7 protein-coding genes are annotated in these 15479 nt (G+C 58.0%); 5 read left to right on the top strand and 2 right to left on the bottom strand.

Features of this window, described 5'->3' with window-relative positions; translation table 11 throughout:
* Window positions 1-284 precede the first annotated feature (284 nt).
* On the bottom strand, window positions 285-1478 hold the full coding sequence (locus BC360_RS13420) for an IS91 family transposase (RefSeq protein WP_065795496.1): 1194 nt from the start codon (window positions 1476-1478) through the stop codon (window positions 285-287).
* A 2-nt stretch (window positions 1479-1480) separates the two neighbouring features.
* The gene (locus BC360_RS13415) at window positions 1481-2389 is read right to left on the bottom strand and encodes a tyrosine-type recombinase/integrase (RefSeq protein WP_065795495.1); all 909 of its coding nucleotides are present in this window, start codon (window positions 2387-2389) and stop codon (window positions 1481-1483) included.
* A gap of 719 nt (window positions 2390-3108) precedes the next feature.
* Here BC360_RS13415 and BC360_RS13410 point away from each other — a divergent pair.
* The 5 genes from BC360_RS13410 to BC360_RS13385 all read left to right on the top strand — a co-directional run bounded on the left by BC360_RS13410 (window position 3109) and on the right by BC360_RS13385 (window position 15477).
* Window positions 3109-4980 (top strand): UvrD-helicase domain-containing protein, encoded by a 1872-nt coding sequence (locus BC360_RS13410; RefSeq protein ID WP_083222536.1) that lies wholly within the window; start codon window positions 3109-3111, stop codon window positions 4978-4980.
* Between the two features lie 459 nt (window positions 4981-5439).
* Window positions 5440-6426 (top strand): hypothetical protein, encoded by a 987-nt coding sequence (locus BC360_RS13405; RefSeq protein WP_065795494.1) that lies wholly within the window; start codon window positions 5440-5442, stop codon window positions 6424-6426.
* A 4-nt stretch (window positions 6427-6430) separates the two neighbouring features.
* On the top strand, window positions 6431-7111 hold the full coding sequence (locus BC360_RS13400) for an NADAR family protein (RefSeq protein ID WP_065795493.1): 681 nt from the start codon (window positions 6431-6433) through the stop codon (window positions 7109-7111).
* A gap of 415 nt (window positions 7112-7526) precedes the next feature.
* On the top strand, window positions 7527-12704 hold the full coding sequence (locus tag BC360_RS13390) for a DEAD/DEAH box helicase (protein ID WP_065795491.1): 5178 nt from the start codon (window positions 7527-7529) through the stop codon (window positions 12702-12704).
* A gap of 1 nt (window position 12705) precedes the next feature.
* Window positions 12706-15477 carry a DEAD/DEAH box helicase gene (locus tag BC360_RS13385; protein WP_065795490.1) on the top strand — a complete coding sequence of 924 codons (2772 nt, stop codon included), beginning with the start codon at window positions 12706-12708 and terminating at the stop codon, window positions 15475-15477.
* The last annotated feature ends 2 nt before the right edge of the window (window positions 15478-15479 follow it).

Below are 15479 nucleotides of genomic sequence, written 5' to 3'. Positions count from 1 at the left end.
GCGCCGCGAGGCGTACGAAAGTCCCCGAGGAAGGAACCCGCGGACCCCAGTCGAAGGCTATGGAGATTTCAATCTGCGGCTCATGTGCGCGGTAGCAGGATCGCAGTCAGGGAGTGGAATGATGGATGGCGGGCAGGTCGCTTCTTTGCTCACCCGCGCGGCTTTCCGGGCCTGGCCCAGGCTCGCCGCGACCCTGTCGGCGGCAATGATCGCCACGGACGCATGCAGGTCGGTTGCCGGAGGCGTGACGCCTGCGACTGAGGTCTTGACCATGCCATGCCGGGTCATGAAGCCGTCTCCCGGTTCGTGGCCGTCGCATCCGGCGGTCCGCGCGGCTGCTTCCAGCGTTCGAACATCTCGATGACGATCATTCGTCCGCCGCAGCAGGGGCATGGCGGGCGGAAGTCATCCTGTTCGCCTGGTACGCCGTCATCGACCGGTGCGGCGACGTGGAGGAGTTCGCGCGCGAGCGCGAGGCTGGTCTTGCGGGCTGAGCCGGCGAGCAGGCCGTAGTGCCGGATACGATGGAAGCCACGCGGCAAGACATGGAGCAGGAAACGGCGGATGAACTCATCGACCGCGAGCGTCATGATCTGCTGCCGGTCGCAGCCGTCGCGGCGGTAGTCCTTATAGCGGAAGGTGACGCCAGTTTCGTCGAAGGTGATCAGGCGGCGGTTCGAGATTGCGACCCGGTGGGTATAGCGCGACAGATAGGCAAGAACCGCCTCAGGACCCGCGAACGGCGCCTTCGCATAGACCACCCAGCGTTTCTTTCGGACCGGCGATAGATGCCGCAAGAATGCCTGCCGCTCGGCGAGATGAGCAAGTGCGCCAAAAAAGCTGAGCCGCCCGGCGTCGTGCAGAGCGACCAGCCGGATGAGGAATAGTCGTCGAAACAGTTTGCTGAGTACGCGTACCGGAAGCAGGAAGGCCGGGCGCGATGATATCCATCGGCTTCCGTCTGGCGTGATGCCGCCGCCCGGAACGATCATGTGCACATGCGGATGGTGCGTCATCGCCGATCCCCAGGTGTGGAGCACGGCGGTGATGCCGATGCGCGCGCCGAGGTGCTTGCGATCGGCCGCGATGGTCAGCATCGTCTCCGACGCCGCCTTGAACAGCAGGTCATAGACGAGCGCCTTGTTCTGGAACGCTATGTCGGCGGTCTCGGCCGGCAGCGTGAACACGACGTGGAAGTAGCCGACTGGAAGCAGATCAGCCTCGCGTTCGGCAAGCCATGTCCGTGCCGCTGCGCCCTGGCACCTTGGGCAATGCCGATTGCGGCAGGAGTTGTAGGCGATCCGCCGCTGGCCGCAGTCCTCGCAGGCCTCGACGTGACCGCCGAGGGCAGCAGTGCGGCAGTTCTCGACCGCCGACATCACCTTCAGTTGCGGCAGGCTCAGATGTCCTGCATGCGCGCGCCGGTACGCCGCCCCGGCAGCACGGAAGATGTCGGCGACCTCGATCGAGGCACGCAAGTTCAACCGTCGGGAAAGGACTCTTCCGGCTTGAACAGGCCGAGCTTGTCGAGCGGACTCGTAACTGTGCGGACCGTCCTGGTCGCCACCTTGGCGTAGAGGGCGGTGTTGTTGAGTTTTGCATGCCCGAGCAGGACCTGGATTATCCGAATGTCCGTGCCGTCCTCCAGCAGGTGGGTGGCGAAGCTGTGGCGCAGCGTATGCGGCCCGACCCGCTTGGCGATGTCGGCGGCCTGGGCCGCCTCAACGACGATCCGATAGAGCTGCCGCGTGCTGATCGGCTTCATTGCGTGCTGGCCAGGGAATAACCAGCCGTCGCGATGCATAACACCCTGCTGCCGCCCCACCTTCCACCACTGGCGCAGCAGGGTGAGCAGGTCTTCTGAAAGCATGGCATTGCGATAGCGCCCGCCTTTGCCACGCTCGACGCGCAGCAGCATCCGCTCGCTGTCGACGTCGGCGACCTTCAGCATAGAGACCTCAGCGACACGTAGGCCGGCGCCATAGGCGACCGACAATGCTGCCTGGTGCTTGAGGCAGGTGGTGGCATTGAGTAACCGGGCAACCTCATCGCGGCTCAGCACCACAGGCAGGTTCCGCGGATGCGCCAGCCGGACGAGCCTGCGCGCCAGGTCCGGGCGGTCGAGGGTCTGGGTGAAGAAGAACCGTAGCGCCGACACGATGCTGTTCATCGTCGGAACGGGAACGCCATCCTCCTGCTGCTCGATCTGGAACCGACGCAGGTCGTCGGCGGTCGCCGTGTCTGGTGACCGCCCGAGGAAGGTCGCCAGACGACCGATGTCGCGGAGATAGTTGCGCTGCGTTTCGCGTGAGAAACGTCGCATGTTCATGTCGTCGATCAACCGCTGGCGCAGCGGGCTGACGGGCGTGTCGAGATGGGGGTACTGCATGGTCAGGCTCCTTGTTGAAGAAGCTCGTCATGCTCCGCCCTTGCCGGACGACGTTCAACCCAGGCGCGACCTCCAGCCTGTGCCCTCTATTTCAACCGCAGACGCCCTCCCGCGCAGCGGGTTCGTTCAACGGCCCCAAAGCCGTCGGACTATTTGAAGCACTCGAACAGGGTCCCCAGCCGTCATTTTGAGAGCTCTAAGCTTCTTTGAGATCTGGAGGAAATTCGCAGTGGCAGGTCAAGCGTCACATTCCAATTGACGGGAAATCGCGCCAAGTAGCTGAAAAGACGCCACGTTTTCTGGTGGGGAATAGGATCACTGAAAGAGGAAACAGCTCCGAAAAACGGCCTGCCTGGGGACCTTGGATTCTCACATGATTTCAAAGGCTTAACAAAATTGCCTTTGATTTCTTTATATTTTCCTGCCGCGAGCGATCGTGGATGCCACCTTTGTGCCCTAGCTTTGGGCATCAGTCAACAGCAGGGTACGCGGAGCTAGTTTCCGCTTCCGAGCTAAGTGCGATTTCGGTGTGGCTTCAATCGCCACGTGTGGAGCGGACCCTGTGACGGCGGAAAGAACACCCCATGGAGCAAGGTTATAAATGCAGTCTGTTGTGCCAGGCGATGAGGTCCTAGCGCGCATGCATTCGCCTCGCGCACTTCCTGGTCGAACCGAAGACCGAATGGGACTTCAAAACCAAGCACGATTTCTACACCCATATGGAAAAGCAGGATCTCCGCACCCTGCAGGGTGAAAAGGTCAAGAGCTACGAAGAGCTGCAGATTGCCAACTGGCTCTACGAGAACGGTGTCGAATATGAATATGAGCCGGACTACGAGCACAAGATCCAGGAGACTGGACGTCGGGACTATTGCCCGGACTTCCGTCTGACTGAAAGCGGTGTGTATATCGAACATTTCGGTGTGCGGCGGCAAAAAGCGGCCCATGGCAGCGAGCGGCTGATCACAGCGCCCTTCGTCAATCGTGACGAGTATCTGGCGGGCATGGAATGGAAGCGCGAGGTTCACGCGGCTCATGAAACAATGCTCATAGAGACATATAGCTACGAGCGGCAAGAGGGGCGTCTGCTCACCGCCCTAGCTGAAAAGCTCTCACCGCATGTGACACTCAAACCTCGCCCTGCCGACACGATCTTTGACCGCGTGGTTGAGCTGAATCAGGTAGACGCCTTCTCACAACTGCTAGGGACGTTCCTGCGCAAGTTCAAAAGCGGTGGCTACAGCGTAGCCGATTGTGACGAGAAGTCCGAGCGACTGAGGCTGGGCAATCGCGCCAAGGCGTTCCTCGCCGTCTTTGCGCCAGTTTTCGAGGAATATCAGAAACGACTGGGCGGTCGGATCGATTTCGAAGATATGATCCTGCGAGCCGCCCAGTATGCTGAAACCGGCCGATATGTTAGTCCGTTCCGGCACATCCTTGTGGACGAGTTTCAGGACATATCACAGAGCCGTGCCCGGCTGGTGAAGGCGTTGAAAGCTCAGCACCCGGATGTCCGTGTCTTTGCGGTTGGCGACGACTGGCAATCGATCTTCCGATTTGCAGGATCGGACATCCATCTGATGCGCCACTTCGGCGAAGAATTTGGTGGGAGCTTCAACGGAAAGACCGGACTCTACAGGACAGTCGATCTTGGTCGCACATTCCGATCGATCGACCAGATCGCATATGCGGCGAGGGCGTTTGTGCTGAAAAATCCGGCCCAGATCCCCAAGCAGATCGTTCCCGCAGGGAAAGCAACCGAGCCGGCCATCAGGATCGTGATGCCGTCGAAGAACGAGGGGGCGAATAAGCTAGGCGAAGCTCTTGCCGAGATATCCGCCAAGATTGAACCCGCGAGCACCGCAAGCGTGCTATTGCTTGGACGGTATCGCTTTCTTGAGCCAGACATGAGAGACCTGCAGCGCCGGTTCCCCCGTCTGCGCATCAACTTCAAGACGATCCATGCGTCCAAGGGCCTCGAGGCCGATCATGTGATCGTCCTGAACGCGGACAGCGGTCGAATGGGCTTCCCGTCTGAGATAGTCGACGACCCCTTGCTAGCCTTGGTGTCGCCAGACGAAGAACTGTTCGAAAACGCAGAGGAGCGGCGGGTCATGTACGTCGCGATGACACGAGCTCGTCGCACGCTGACGATCATGGCCTCGAACTCGAGACCATCATCATTTGTTACGGAACTCAAGAAAGACCCAAAGTACGGCATCGCTGCGGATGCTGGCAGCGAACAGACTGCGTACGAATGTGGAGAATGCGGCGGACGGTTGCTGGATGTACAGGGCCAGGATGGGCGAACCTGGTATCGTTGCGAACATGTCCAGCACTGTGGAAATCTGCTGCCTGCCTGTCCGTCCTGTGGTGCGGGTCTTCCGCGTCGCCTGGACGGATCGGGCGAGGCTCGGTGTACCTGCGCTACCAGCTATTCGGCATGTCCGGAATGCAAGGATGGATGGCTGATTGAACGATCTGGACGGTATGGTGCTTTCCTGAGCTGTGTACGTTTTCCCGCCTGCATAGGAAAGGCTAAGATTTCGACCAGCATGGCTGGCGTCGGGGCGACAAAGTCAAAACGTTAGGACCCAGCGGCCTGCATAATGTGCCAATTTGCGAGCGCGACAAACGGTGTCGCCTCACGAGGAGTTGGGGCGAGTTGGGAGGAAAGACAAAGCTTCATCCAGAACGCTGCCATGAGCTGTTGCCGACAAGAAGATCGCATGGTCAGGGAGTGGCGTCGGATGCCGCCTTTGTGCTCTGCCCTGAGCCTTAGTCAACTTGTTCGGTGAGCGGCAATAATTTCCGCCGCTGGGCTAAAGAATGTGCAATCGAGGAGGTCCCCCAAAGGGAAGTCGCTTACGACTTTCTGGGAATCGCTGAGAGGTCGCAGCAGACATTCTCGACGAAAAGGCGAGGATCAAGAACGCGACAAACCCGGAAAAGTTGTTGTCCGGCAAAAGCGATGCCAGACTATGGACAGTCGTAAAGATGTGATTCGCCAAGGCGAAAGCAAGATACATGTCCGCGGGAAGGGAAGATGAATGGCGAGCAGGAAAGAGTTGCTTGACAAGCTCGTCGAGCATGTTGCCGATTACCGACAAGGCGAAATCGCTCCTATAACTGCCGAACATGTGGATCGATGGGTTCGGCAGTTTTCCCCTGAGATTCAGGAGCCGATACTGGCGGAACTTGGGCACGTGTTCGGCAAGACATACTTCACGCGGAAAAACGTGGAACAGTTTCTTGCCGCCATTACGGTGAATGAGAAGCTGACTGGCGGTGATCCGACCGCTTTTTGGAAGAATGCGGGCGTCCTACACCTCCAAACCGCCGGTAATAGCCAACGCGACATGCTCGCGGTTTTCGATGCGGCTCTTCAGAAGGCTTGCGGTATCAGCCTCGCCAATTGTGGCCAAGCGCCGATTAACACCTTTGTTTATATTGATGATGTTCTGTTTTCCGGCGGTCGAATCAAGCATGACGTTACGCGCTGGATCAAGGAAGCAGCGCCCAACAAGGCCAAGCTTGCCATCATCACAATTGCATTTCATCGCCTCGGCCAATGGCGCACAGGCAAGGACATAGCCGAAGCCGCGAAAGAAGCCGGAAAGGAGATCGAGGTTAGTTGGTGGCGTGTTTTCGAGCTAGAAGATCGCAAGACCTATATGGCGAACTCCGACGTCTTGCGTCCTACGGCCGTGCCGGCTGATCCCGCTACAGCCGCCTATGTCGCCGGCCTCAATCTCGCACCGGTATTTCGGACCCCGGGGCAGTTAGGTGCGTTGGAACTATTCTCATCCGAAAACGGGCGTGCGCTTCTTGAGCAACAGTTTCTCGTCTCGGGTGTTCAGGTTCGGGCGCAATGCCCTTATCTGAATGCTTATATGCGGCCGCTGGGAAACAGCATGATGGGAACGACGGGGTTCGGCTCCATGATAGTCACATACAGAAACTGTCCGAACAACGCGCCGCTGGTGTTGTGGGCCGGCAATCCATGGTACCCTTTATTTCCGAGGAAGACCAACTGAAGCCATGAGCAAAGCCGATTTTCGAGAATATACCCGCGATCACGTCGTCAGCTTCCGCAAGACGTCGGAGGATTTCGGCGGCCTTTCGAACATGGCGCCGGGCTATCCCATTAGAGTTCTGCGATATCATCTTCGCACGTCCGAGGCCCTGTATCAGGCGTGCCGCTTCCCACATCTGCCGCACGTACAGCGGATGATTATCGAGGAGACGAGTCCGATGACCGCGAAAATGCGTTCCAAACCATATCGCGACGACTCCCGACCCGATTGGGATGAGGTGCGCGTTAAAATTATGCGCTGGTGTTTACGCGCCAAGCTGCTGCATAACTGGAGCAAATTTTCTGCGCTTTTGCTGGCCACAGGAGACCGGCCGATTGTCGAGAGTTCGAGTAAAGATGACTATTGGGGCGCGAAGGTCGCTGATGGCAGTCATTTTTCCGGCCGGAACGTACTGGGTCGGTTATTGATGGAGCTTCGCGAGATTGTCCGAGCCGAACCGGATCGTTTGATGGAGCTTCCTCCACTCGACATTCCCGATTTCGTACTGGTTGGGGAACCGATTGCTACTTTGGTAAGACAGGTTCGGCTCGATAACAGCGAGAAAACCTCCGCAGAGCGACTAAAGAAAGACGAGTTGGCTTCAAGGAGGAGCTCCAGAGCGGTCTCCCAACGACAGCTTCTATAATCGATAGCCGTCTGCTCCGACGAATTCATCTATTCTCGATTTGGGCTCGGTCAGCGGCGGCATCCAGAGGTGGTCGGTAGAGCGCTATGTCCGGCTACTCGAGACCGAGACAGCGCCGCCGGCCGGCCTCTATCGAATCCTTACCGATGAAGGAGACGGACGCACTTGGCTGGCGACGCCAGACTACCGGCGCGTCGCTCCCTTCCGGAAGTTCGCCACCGATCCCAAGCCGAGCCTTTTTTCAGGGCGGTCGACCGGCGAGGACAAGCTGATCGAGGCGCGACGCATTGGGCGCGGCAAGCTGCGCTGGCCGCCTGCTGCCGGGGCTCAACGATGATCTGATCGCTGATTGTGTTTTCACAACCTGCTGTTTATCGTGAAATACTTCTTGTCGGTCAGGTAGTTGGGCATCTCGATGAAAGCGTTTGAATTTGATCACCAATTGATTGGCGCATATGAGCATTTCTCGCGTTCATTCAGCGCAATTCGGGCTCCCGACCTGAAGTCCGAGATCGACGCCCAGTACGACGCCGGAAGATTTTGGCCTGACGCCCTCCTGTCACTTAACCCGCGCTTCATGGCCGGACCGACGGCCGATGAACTCGTAGCCACGGGCGACCTTGATGAGGGCACGGGAAAGGTCTTCCGTTTCGGAAAGACACCACTTCGCTTCCATCGACACCAGGCCGAAGCAATTGCGAAGGCGAAGCAGGGCAAGAGCTATGTCGTCACAACTGGCACTGGTTCGGGAAAATCTTTGTGTTTCTTTGTGCCGGTTGTCGACGCCATTATCCGCGCTCGTCGCGGGGGCAAACCCCGGCGAACAACGGCGATCATCGTTTATCCCATGAACGCTTTGGCAAACAGCCAGATGAAGGAAATCGACAAGTTCATCGCTGGTTCTGGTTTGCCCGACGATCTCAAGCCGGTGGTAAAGCGCTACACCGGACAGGAAAGCCGTGAAGAACGTGAGCGCATTGCCGCCAACCCGCCAGACATTCTGCTGACGAACTATATGATGGCTGAACTGTTGCTGACGCGGCAGGACGAATTGGATTCGCAGGTAATTGCCAATGCCTCCGGCCTCGAGTTCATCATTCTTGACGAATTGCACACCTACCGCGGACGCCAAGGGGCCGATGTCGCCGTCCTCGTTCGGCGCTTGCGTGACAGGTGCTCTCCTGACAAAGAACCGATCTGCATCGGAACCTCGGCAACGATGGCATCTGAGGGTACCGACGAGAGCCGCGCTATTGCTGTCGCAAAGGTTGCGTCACGGCTATTCGGCTCGGAAATTGGCCCGGACGCGGTCATCGACGAATCCTTACAGCGAGCAACAGATGACTCGTTGACGACGGACCACGTCGTTGGGTCCTTGAGCAAGGTGCTTACGCAGTCTCTCCCAGAGACACTCGATGACGAGACCTTGAAACGCCATCCACTCTCTGTTTGGGTGGAGTTGGAACTTGGATTGGACGACGGACTTGAACTTCGTAGGAAAAAGCCGATCCCGTTTGAAGAGGCCGTTGCGAAGCTGTCGCTGGCCGGTGGGGTCGATGCTGAAACTTGCCGCGACTATCTCGAGCGGTTCCTGACCCGGGTGAGCCTGCCTGAGCATGAGCGTGGCGGCACAAAGGATAGCGCGTTTCTCGCCTTTAAGCTCCATCGATTTATCTCCGGCGCAGGCGAGGTCTTCACGACACTCGCGGCCAGACCACGACGAATCCTTCTCGATGGACAGCTCGAGGATCCAGCGGCACCAGGCAACCGCCTCTATCCGACACGATTCTGCAGAAGCTGTGGCCAAGAATACCATGTCGTGACGAAGGTCGATGATGAAGGGGATTTGCGTTTTTTGCCCCGAAGCATCGACGACACACCACTCGATAGTGAGGAAGACGAGATTGCCGGCTATCTCTGCCCGGTAGACCCAGGTGATATTGACTTTCAGTTCACCGGCGAGCTTGAGGGTTACCCCGAGAGCTGGCGGGAAGAGAAGAATGGCATCGAACGGTTGAGAGGCTATCGCAAGAAGCGTATGCCGGTATCCTACATGGTAGGTGCAGATGGCCGTCACGGAGCGGGCGGGAATGACTTCTGGTTCATCCCCGGGAAGTTCGCGTTCTGCCTCTGTTGTCACGATGAACCCACACAAGGGATGCGTGAACGCAGCAAGCTTGCCGGGCTCTCCGGTGAAGGGCGGAGCTCTGCGACAACACTGCTCGTAGCCAGTGCCTTGGAATGGATGAACAAGCCGGGCAGCGGCGTGCCCGAGACGAAGCGCAAACTGCTGGGTTTCACAGACAATCGTCAGGACGCAGCATTGCAGTCTGGCCATTTCAACGACTTCCTATTCGTAAGCTTGTTGCGCGGTGCTATCCTTCGCGCGGTGATGTCTGCTGACTCAGGAGGCCTTGCAGAAGACGAGTTTGGCCTCCAGGTGGTGAAAGCGCTTGGTTTCACCGCTGCCAACAAGGAGGCACGCCAGCACTGGCTGCTGGACGCGAATGCTGGCGCCATTATTCGTGAAGACGCACAGCGTTCGCTCGCCAAAGTGCTCGCCCATCGTGTCTGGACCGACCTGCGTCGCGGATGGCGCTTTACCAACCCCAGCCTGTCTGTCCTTAACCTGATCGATGTGAATTTCCTCGGCCTCGAGGAACTCGCGCAAGATCGCGAGCGCGTTATGACCATCCACCCTGCGCTGGGCGATCTTGGCAACGATCAGCGGCAAGCAATACTCAAGACGATTTTGTCCGCTATGCTCGAAGGCCTGGCTGTGCAGACAGAGGCCTTGGACCTTGCTGTCCTTGATGGCGTGGCACAGAAATCCCGGAACCTTCTTCAAGCTCCTTGGGCAATCGACCAAAAAGAGAACCCAAGAGCACGTTCTTCGCTGGTCCTGCGTGCGGGAAGCAAGAACGTAGTCACGTTGCGTGAAGAACAAACGCTTCTTAGGGCCGGCCCCAATTCCAGAATCGCTAGGATAGTGAATCGGAAGTCCGTCCTGGGCACGAAACTCAATAAGGATGAGTACTACGAATTTATGGAGGGGATGCTTTCCTTTCTCAGCGATGAAGGGCTGCTTGTGCCCGTCGAACTCGACAGTGACGTGCTAGGCTGGCGCCTATCGCCATCGGCGGTCCGGCTCATCCCGGGGCCTGCGCTTTCTGATGAAAGTCAACGCGGTAACCGATACTTCCATCACCTTTACACCGCGATTGCTTACGACCTCAGCGATGGGAGTAGTTCCTACTGGGGTCTGGAGGGTCGCGAACACACGGCCCAAGTTTCGCAGAAACAGCGCGAATGGCGTGAATGGCGGTTCCGGTTCGAACAGGACGACGTGGAACACCTTGCAACATCAGAGTACCGCACCGAAATTCGAGCAACCGGCGAGACCGATCGGTTCCTACCAGCGCTATTCTGCTCTCCGACAATGGAACTCGGCGTCGACATTTCCGCATTGAACGCCGTGTATCTGCGAAACGTCCCGCCCACGCCTGCGAATTACGCGCAGCGTGCTGGTCGAGCCGGTCGTTCTGGGCAGGCCGCCGTCGTTGTGACATACTGCGCTTCGGGATCACCGCATGACCAGTATTTCTTCGAGCGGCGCAACGATATGGTCGCTGGTGTCGTTCGGCCGCCTGCACTTGACATCACGAATGAAGAGCTGGTCCGGTCGCACCTTCATGCAGTGTGGCTGGCGGAAGCAAAACTGGCGCTCTCCCCGGATATTCCTGAAATCCTTGACCTTGACGGCGAGAAATTCCCGCTGAAGGAGGAGGTTCTGGCGGTCATTTCCAAGCCGGCTCTTGTCTCGCAGGCGCGCGGTCCGATGGCACGTGTCCTGAAACAGATCTTGGCTTCTGATGGTGGCAAGGCCCCGATCTGGATGGAAGACCCGGACGAATTCGTTCTCCACACCGCTATGAACGCGCCGAAAGAGTTTGATCGGGCATTTGATCGTTGGCGTGAGCTGTACAGTTCCGCCAGAACGCAGTTGGCTGAGGCGAATAAGCGCTCCGAGATTACTGGCCTATCGGGAGCGGACCGACGCAAGATCAAGGCCGCGCAAATGCAAGCTCAGGATCAGATCGCAATCCTTGAACAGGGCAAGGCGTCCTATGGATCCGATTTCTATTCGTATCGGTATCTGGCAACTGAAGGCTTCTTGCCCGGCTATAACTTCCCGCGCCTGCCGCTGTATGCATTTGTTCCCGGAGAAGGGAAAAATGGCTCATTTCTCTCCAGAGCACGTTTCCTGGCAATTTCCGAATTCGGACCGCGCAGTCTGATTTACCATGAAGGCCGTGCCTACCGCGTCATGAAGGCCAAACTACCCCCGGAGGTACGCCAAGTCGACGGCTCGGAATTGGCGACCAAGGACATCTACATTTGCTCCAACTGTGGCGCATCCCATGAAGGTGAAGTCGAGCGCTGCCATGGGTGCAACAATCACATGGCAGGAGAAGTTCCCATCAAGAAGACGCTGCGCATCGACAATGTCGAAGCGGCACCGACTGAGCGCATCACGGCAAACGATGAGGAACGAGTCAGGCAGGGCTTTGACATCCAAACGGTGTTCTCGTGGCCGAAAAAGGACGGCCAGGTCCAGGTGACCAACGCCAAGTTCGTCTGCGAAGAGACTTCGCTGCTAGCCCTTCAATACGCCAATAGCGCCGAAATAAGTCGTCTGAACAAGGGTTTGAAACGCCGCAAGGAGCAGACCGTCTTTGGCTTCCACATCGACCCTAGATCGGGCTACTGGGCAAAGTCCGACGACGAGGATAGCGACACGGATGTCCCGCCCGACGTCATCAAGCCGGTCCGCATTGTGCCGATCGTTCGCGACAGAAAGAATGCGCTTCTGTTTCGCTTTGAAAAGCCGGAACAATATGAGCCGGAAACGATCGCCACGGTCCAGCATGCATTGCTTCGCGGGATCGAAGTGGTCTTCCAACTGGAGGAAGGCGAAATCCTGGGTGAGCCGCTGCCCGCAAGAGACAACCGAAGAGCGATTCTCACCTATGAGGCAACGGAAGGCGGAGCCGGCGTGCTCACGCGCCTGATAGACGACGGAAAAGCAATTAATGAGGTTGCCAAAACCGCGCTGAACTTAATGCACTTCGAAAATGTGGATGCGGCGATAGCAGCGGGGGATGCAGATTTGCTTAGAGAGAAAGAGGATGGGAGCTGCGTGCGTGGCTGTTATCGCTGCCTTCTCTCCTACTTCAACCAGCCAGACCACGAGCTGATCAATCGCTCAAGCCCAGAAGTGACGCAGTTTCTGATTAATCTCAGCCGAGGAAAGATTTCACTTGCGGCAACGTTAGCACCCGGCGCTGTCGTTTCACCTTGGCTTGAGGCATTTGGAGCTGCTGGTATTCCGCAAATCGACACGATGCCTGCGCGTTTCGGCGGCATTGATTTTGAGTTCGCGTGGCGTGCATTTGCGGTTGCGGCGACGACCGAAAAAGTGACAGCCGAAGCCGAAGCGGATGCGATGAAGAAGGGCTGGGTTGTGTTCGGCTTGCCCGCGGCGCCGTCCGAAGGATTGCCGGATAGTTTCATCAAGAATTTCGAAGGTTGATATGACTGTGAATTTCACACCTGGGGATCTCGTCAGAGCACGCGGCCGCGAATGGGTGACCTTGCCGACACCCGGAGATGGCCTGCTCGCCCTGCGTCCTCTCTCGGGCAATGAAAACGACATTGTCGTCCTTGCACCGGACCTCGAGCTTGCACCTATTGAAGCCGCCCGCTTTGACCTGCCTGACGATGCTCGCAAAACAGTACAGTCGAAAGCGGCCCTCCTTGCGGATGCACTGCGGCTGACTCTCCGCCGAGGCGCGGGACCGTTTCGGTCCGCAGCTCAGCTCGCATTCGAGCCGCGCACATACCAACTTGTCCCGCTTCTGATGGCCCTACGCCTTCAGGTGCCACGCCTCCTGATCGCCGACGACGTTGGCATCGGCAAAACAATTGAAGCTGGTCTAATCCTTCGTGAACTCATGGACCGTGGTGAGGTCGATGCTTTTTCGGTGCTTTGCCCCCCTCATCTCGTGGATCAATGGCTCGTCGAACTAAAGGATAGGTTCGGGATCGACGCCGTTGCAGTCACCTCCGGGACGGCCGCTCGTCTGGAGCGAAATCTGCCTTTGGCGCAAACCCTGTTCGATGCTTACCCTTTCACGGTTGTCAGTCTCGATTATATCAAAGCTGAAAAGCGTCGCGATGGTTTCGCTAGGGCGTGCCCGGACTTCGTCATCGTGGACGAAGCCCATGCCTGCGTTGGGACGCATAAAGGGAGGCAGCAGCGCTTCGACTTGCTGCAAGGGCTTTCACGCGATCCTGAACGCCGGCTGATCCTGCTGACAGCAACTCCGCATTCCGGGGACGAAGAAGCTTTCGCGAGGCTCCTGTCGTTGATCGACAGGGAGTTCGGTACCGTGAACTTTGATGACGCAAAATACCGAGAGCGCCTTGCCAGACATTTCGTTCAGCGACGGCGCGTCGACCTCGTGGAGGGGGCATGGGACGAAAACCGGTCCTTCCCCAAGCACGAGACCACCGAATACTCATATCGCATGAACGACGCACATCGGGGGTTCCAAGAAGAAGTGCTCGATTATTGCTTCTCAGTGGTATCTCGCGCGGGCGACGCGCAGAAGGATCGCCGTCTTGCCTTCTGGGGGACTCTGGCACTCATGCGTTGTGTCGGATCGTCTCCCGCCGCGGCACTGAGCGCGTTGCGGAATAGAGCGTCAAACGAAGACGACCGTCTGGAGCCGCAGATTTATGACGAGGATGGGGACGATGAAGACGCCGTCGATATTGAGCCGAACACGGTGTTCTCCACCGACCCCACCCTCCAAGGTCTGCTCGATAGGGCCAGCGTGCTTCTGTCAGCGGATGACCCCAAGCTGAACGCCCTTGTCAAGGCCCTCAAACCTTTGATCAAGGAAGGAGCGAACCCTGTCGTGTTTTGCCGTTACCTCGCGACGGCGGAACATGTGAAGGAAGGGCTTCGAAAGGCATTCCCTAAACTGAACGTGCAAGCGGTCACGGGGGAACTGACACCGGACGAACGCCGCGATCGCGTTGCCGAAATGGCGGCCGGAGATGGTGACGCCAATGACCAGCGCATTCTCGTCGCGACAGACTGCCTTTCGGAGGGTATCAACCTTCAACAGTTGTTTGACAGCGTGATCCACTACGATTTGTCCTGGAATCCTACACGCCATCAACAGCGCGAAGGCCGAGTGGATCGCTTCGGACAACCCGCCGAGCTTGTGCGCTCCATCATGATGTTCTCCCCTGATAGCGCGATCGATGGCGCCGTGCTCGAAGTAATTCTTCGCAAGGCCGCGGAAATCCGCGAGGCGACTGGCGTAACCGTTCCTCTTCCGGATGAGCGTGGGCCGGTTACCGATGCACTGATGGCTGCGATGATGCTTCGCCGTGGCGGTGGAAGCCAGCAGCAGCTAACCCTCGACCTGCAACTAAGTAATGGCATGCAGGTGATGGAATCCCGTTGGCGCGATGCCAGCGACAACGAAAAGCGGTCGCGTGCTCGATTTGCACAGAACGCGATGAAGCCGAATGAGGTGGCCCCAGAATGGGAGAAGGTGAAATCTCTGCTTGGATCACCTGCGGAAACGCTGGAATTCATTGAACGGGCCATGTCACGGTTCGGGGTTCCGCTTGAACAGAAAAAATCTCTGCATCTCGCACACGTGCATGCTCTTCAACCAAGTCTCAAAGAGAAGCTGGAGCAGCACGGTCTCAAGGGATCTCTCAAACTGGCAACGCAGGAGCCGGCGCCTTCGGGGACTTCCTTTCTGACAAGAACACACCCGCTGACGTCGTCACTGGCGGAGAGTCTCCTGGAGGCCTCGCTTGACATTGAAGCGCTTCCTGACTTGGGCATCGGTCGTGTCGGCGCTTGGCCAAGTGCCGCCGTCTCGCAGATGACGCGCATCGCGCTCCTGCGCATTCGCTACAAGCTCACGGTTCATGCAAGGCGCGAGCGCCTGCTGCTAGCGGAGGAGGCCGCGCTTGTTGCATTCGATAGCTACTCTGTGATCGCTTCTGGCAGCAAGGCGCGTGAGCTTCTTGCCTCACCCGCGACCGCCGACCTCGCGCCTGTAGCCCGTGATCGCATGATCAACGCGGCACGCACCGCCCTCCCAGAGCTGTTGACCGGTCCAATTGCCGAATTTGTGCGAAAGCGCGCCGCAGAGCTGGTTGAAGATCACGCGCGTCTTCGTGCCGCCGCTGGTTCGGCGTCTCGAGTCAGTGTTGAGCCGATCATTTCCCCTGATGTCATTGGCCTCTTCGTGCTTGTTCCGGGGGAGGTGTAATC

It is taken from the genome of Ensifer sp. LC163 (assembly GCF_001695855.1).
Classification (GTDB): domain Bacteria; phylum Pseudomonadota; class Alphaproteobacteria; order Rhizobiales; family Rhizobiaceae; genus Ensifer.
The sequence above is the reverse complement of the archived record's forward strand: the minus strand, read 5'-3'. Positions and strand labels throughout refer to the sequence as shown.

Bases quoted from the DNA above. Each gene is read 5' to 3' on its own strand.
- BC360_RS13415 (WP_065795495.1), bottom strand. From the start codon at position 2,389: ATGCAGTACCCCCATCTCGACACGCCCGTCAGCCCGCTGCGCCAGCGG.
- BC360_RS13410 (WP_083222536.1), top strand. From the start codon at position 3,109: ATGGAAAAGCAGGATCTCCGCACCCTGCAGGGTGAAAAGGTCAAGAGC.
- BC360_RS13405 (WP_065795494.1), top strand. From the start codon at position 5,440: ATGGCGAGCAGGAAAGAGTTGCTTGACAAGCTCGTCGAGCATGTTGCC.
- BC360_RS13400 (WP_065795493.1), top strand. From the start codon at position 6,431: ATGAGCAAAGCCGATTTTCGAGAATATACCCGCGATCACGTCGTCAGC.
- BC360_RS13390 (WP_065795491.1), top strand. From the start codon at position 7,527: ATGAAAGCGTTTGAATTTGATCACCAATTGATTGGCGCATATGAGCAT.
- BC360_RS13385 (WP_065795490.1), top strand. From the start codon at position 12,706: ATGACTGTGAATTTCACACCTGGGGATCTCGTCAGAGCACGCGGCCGC.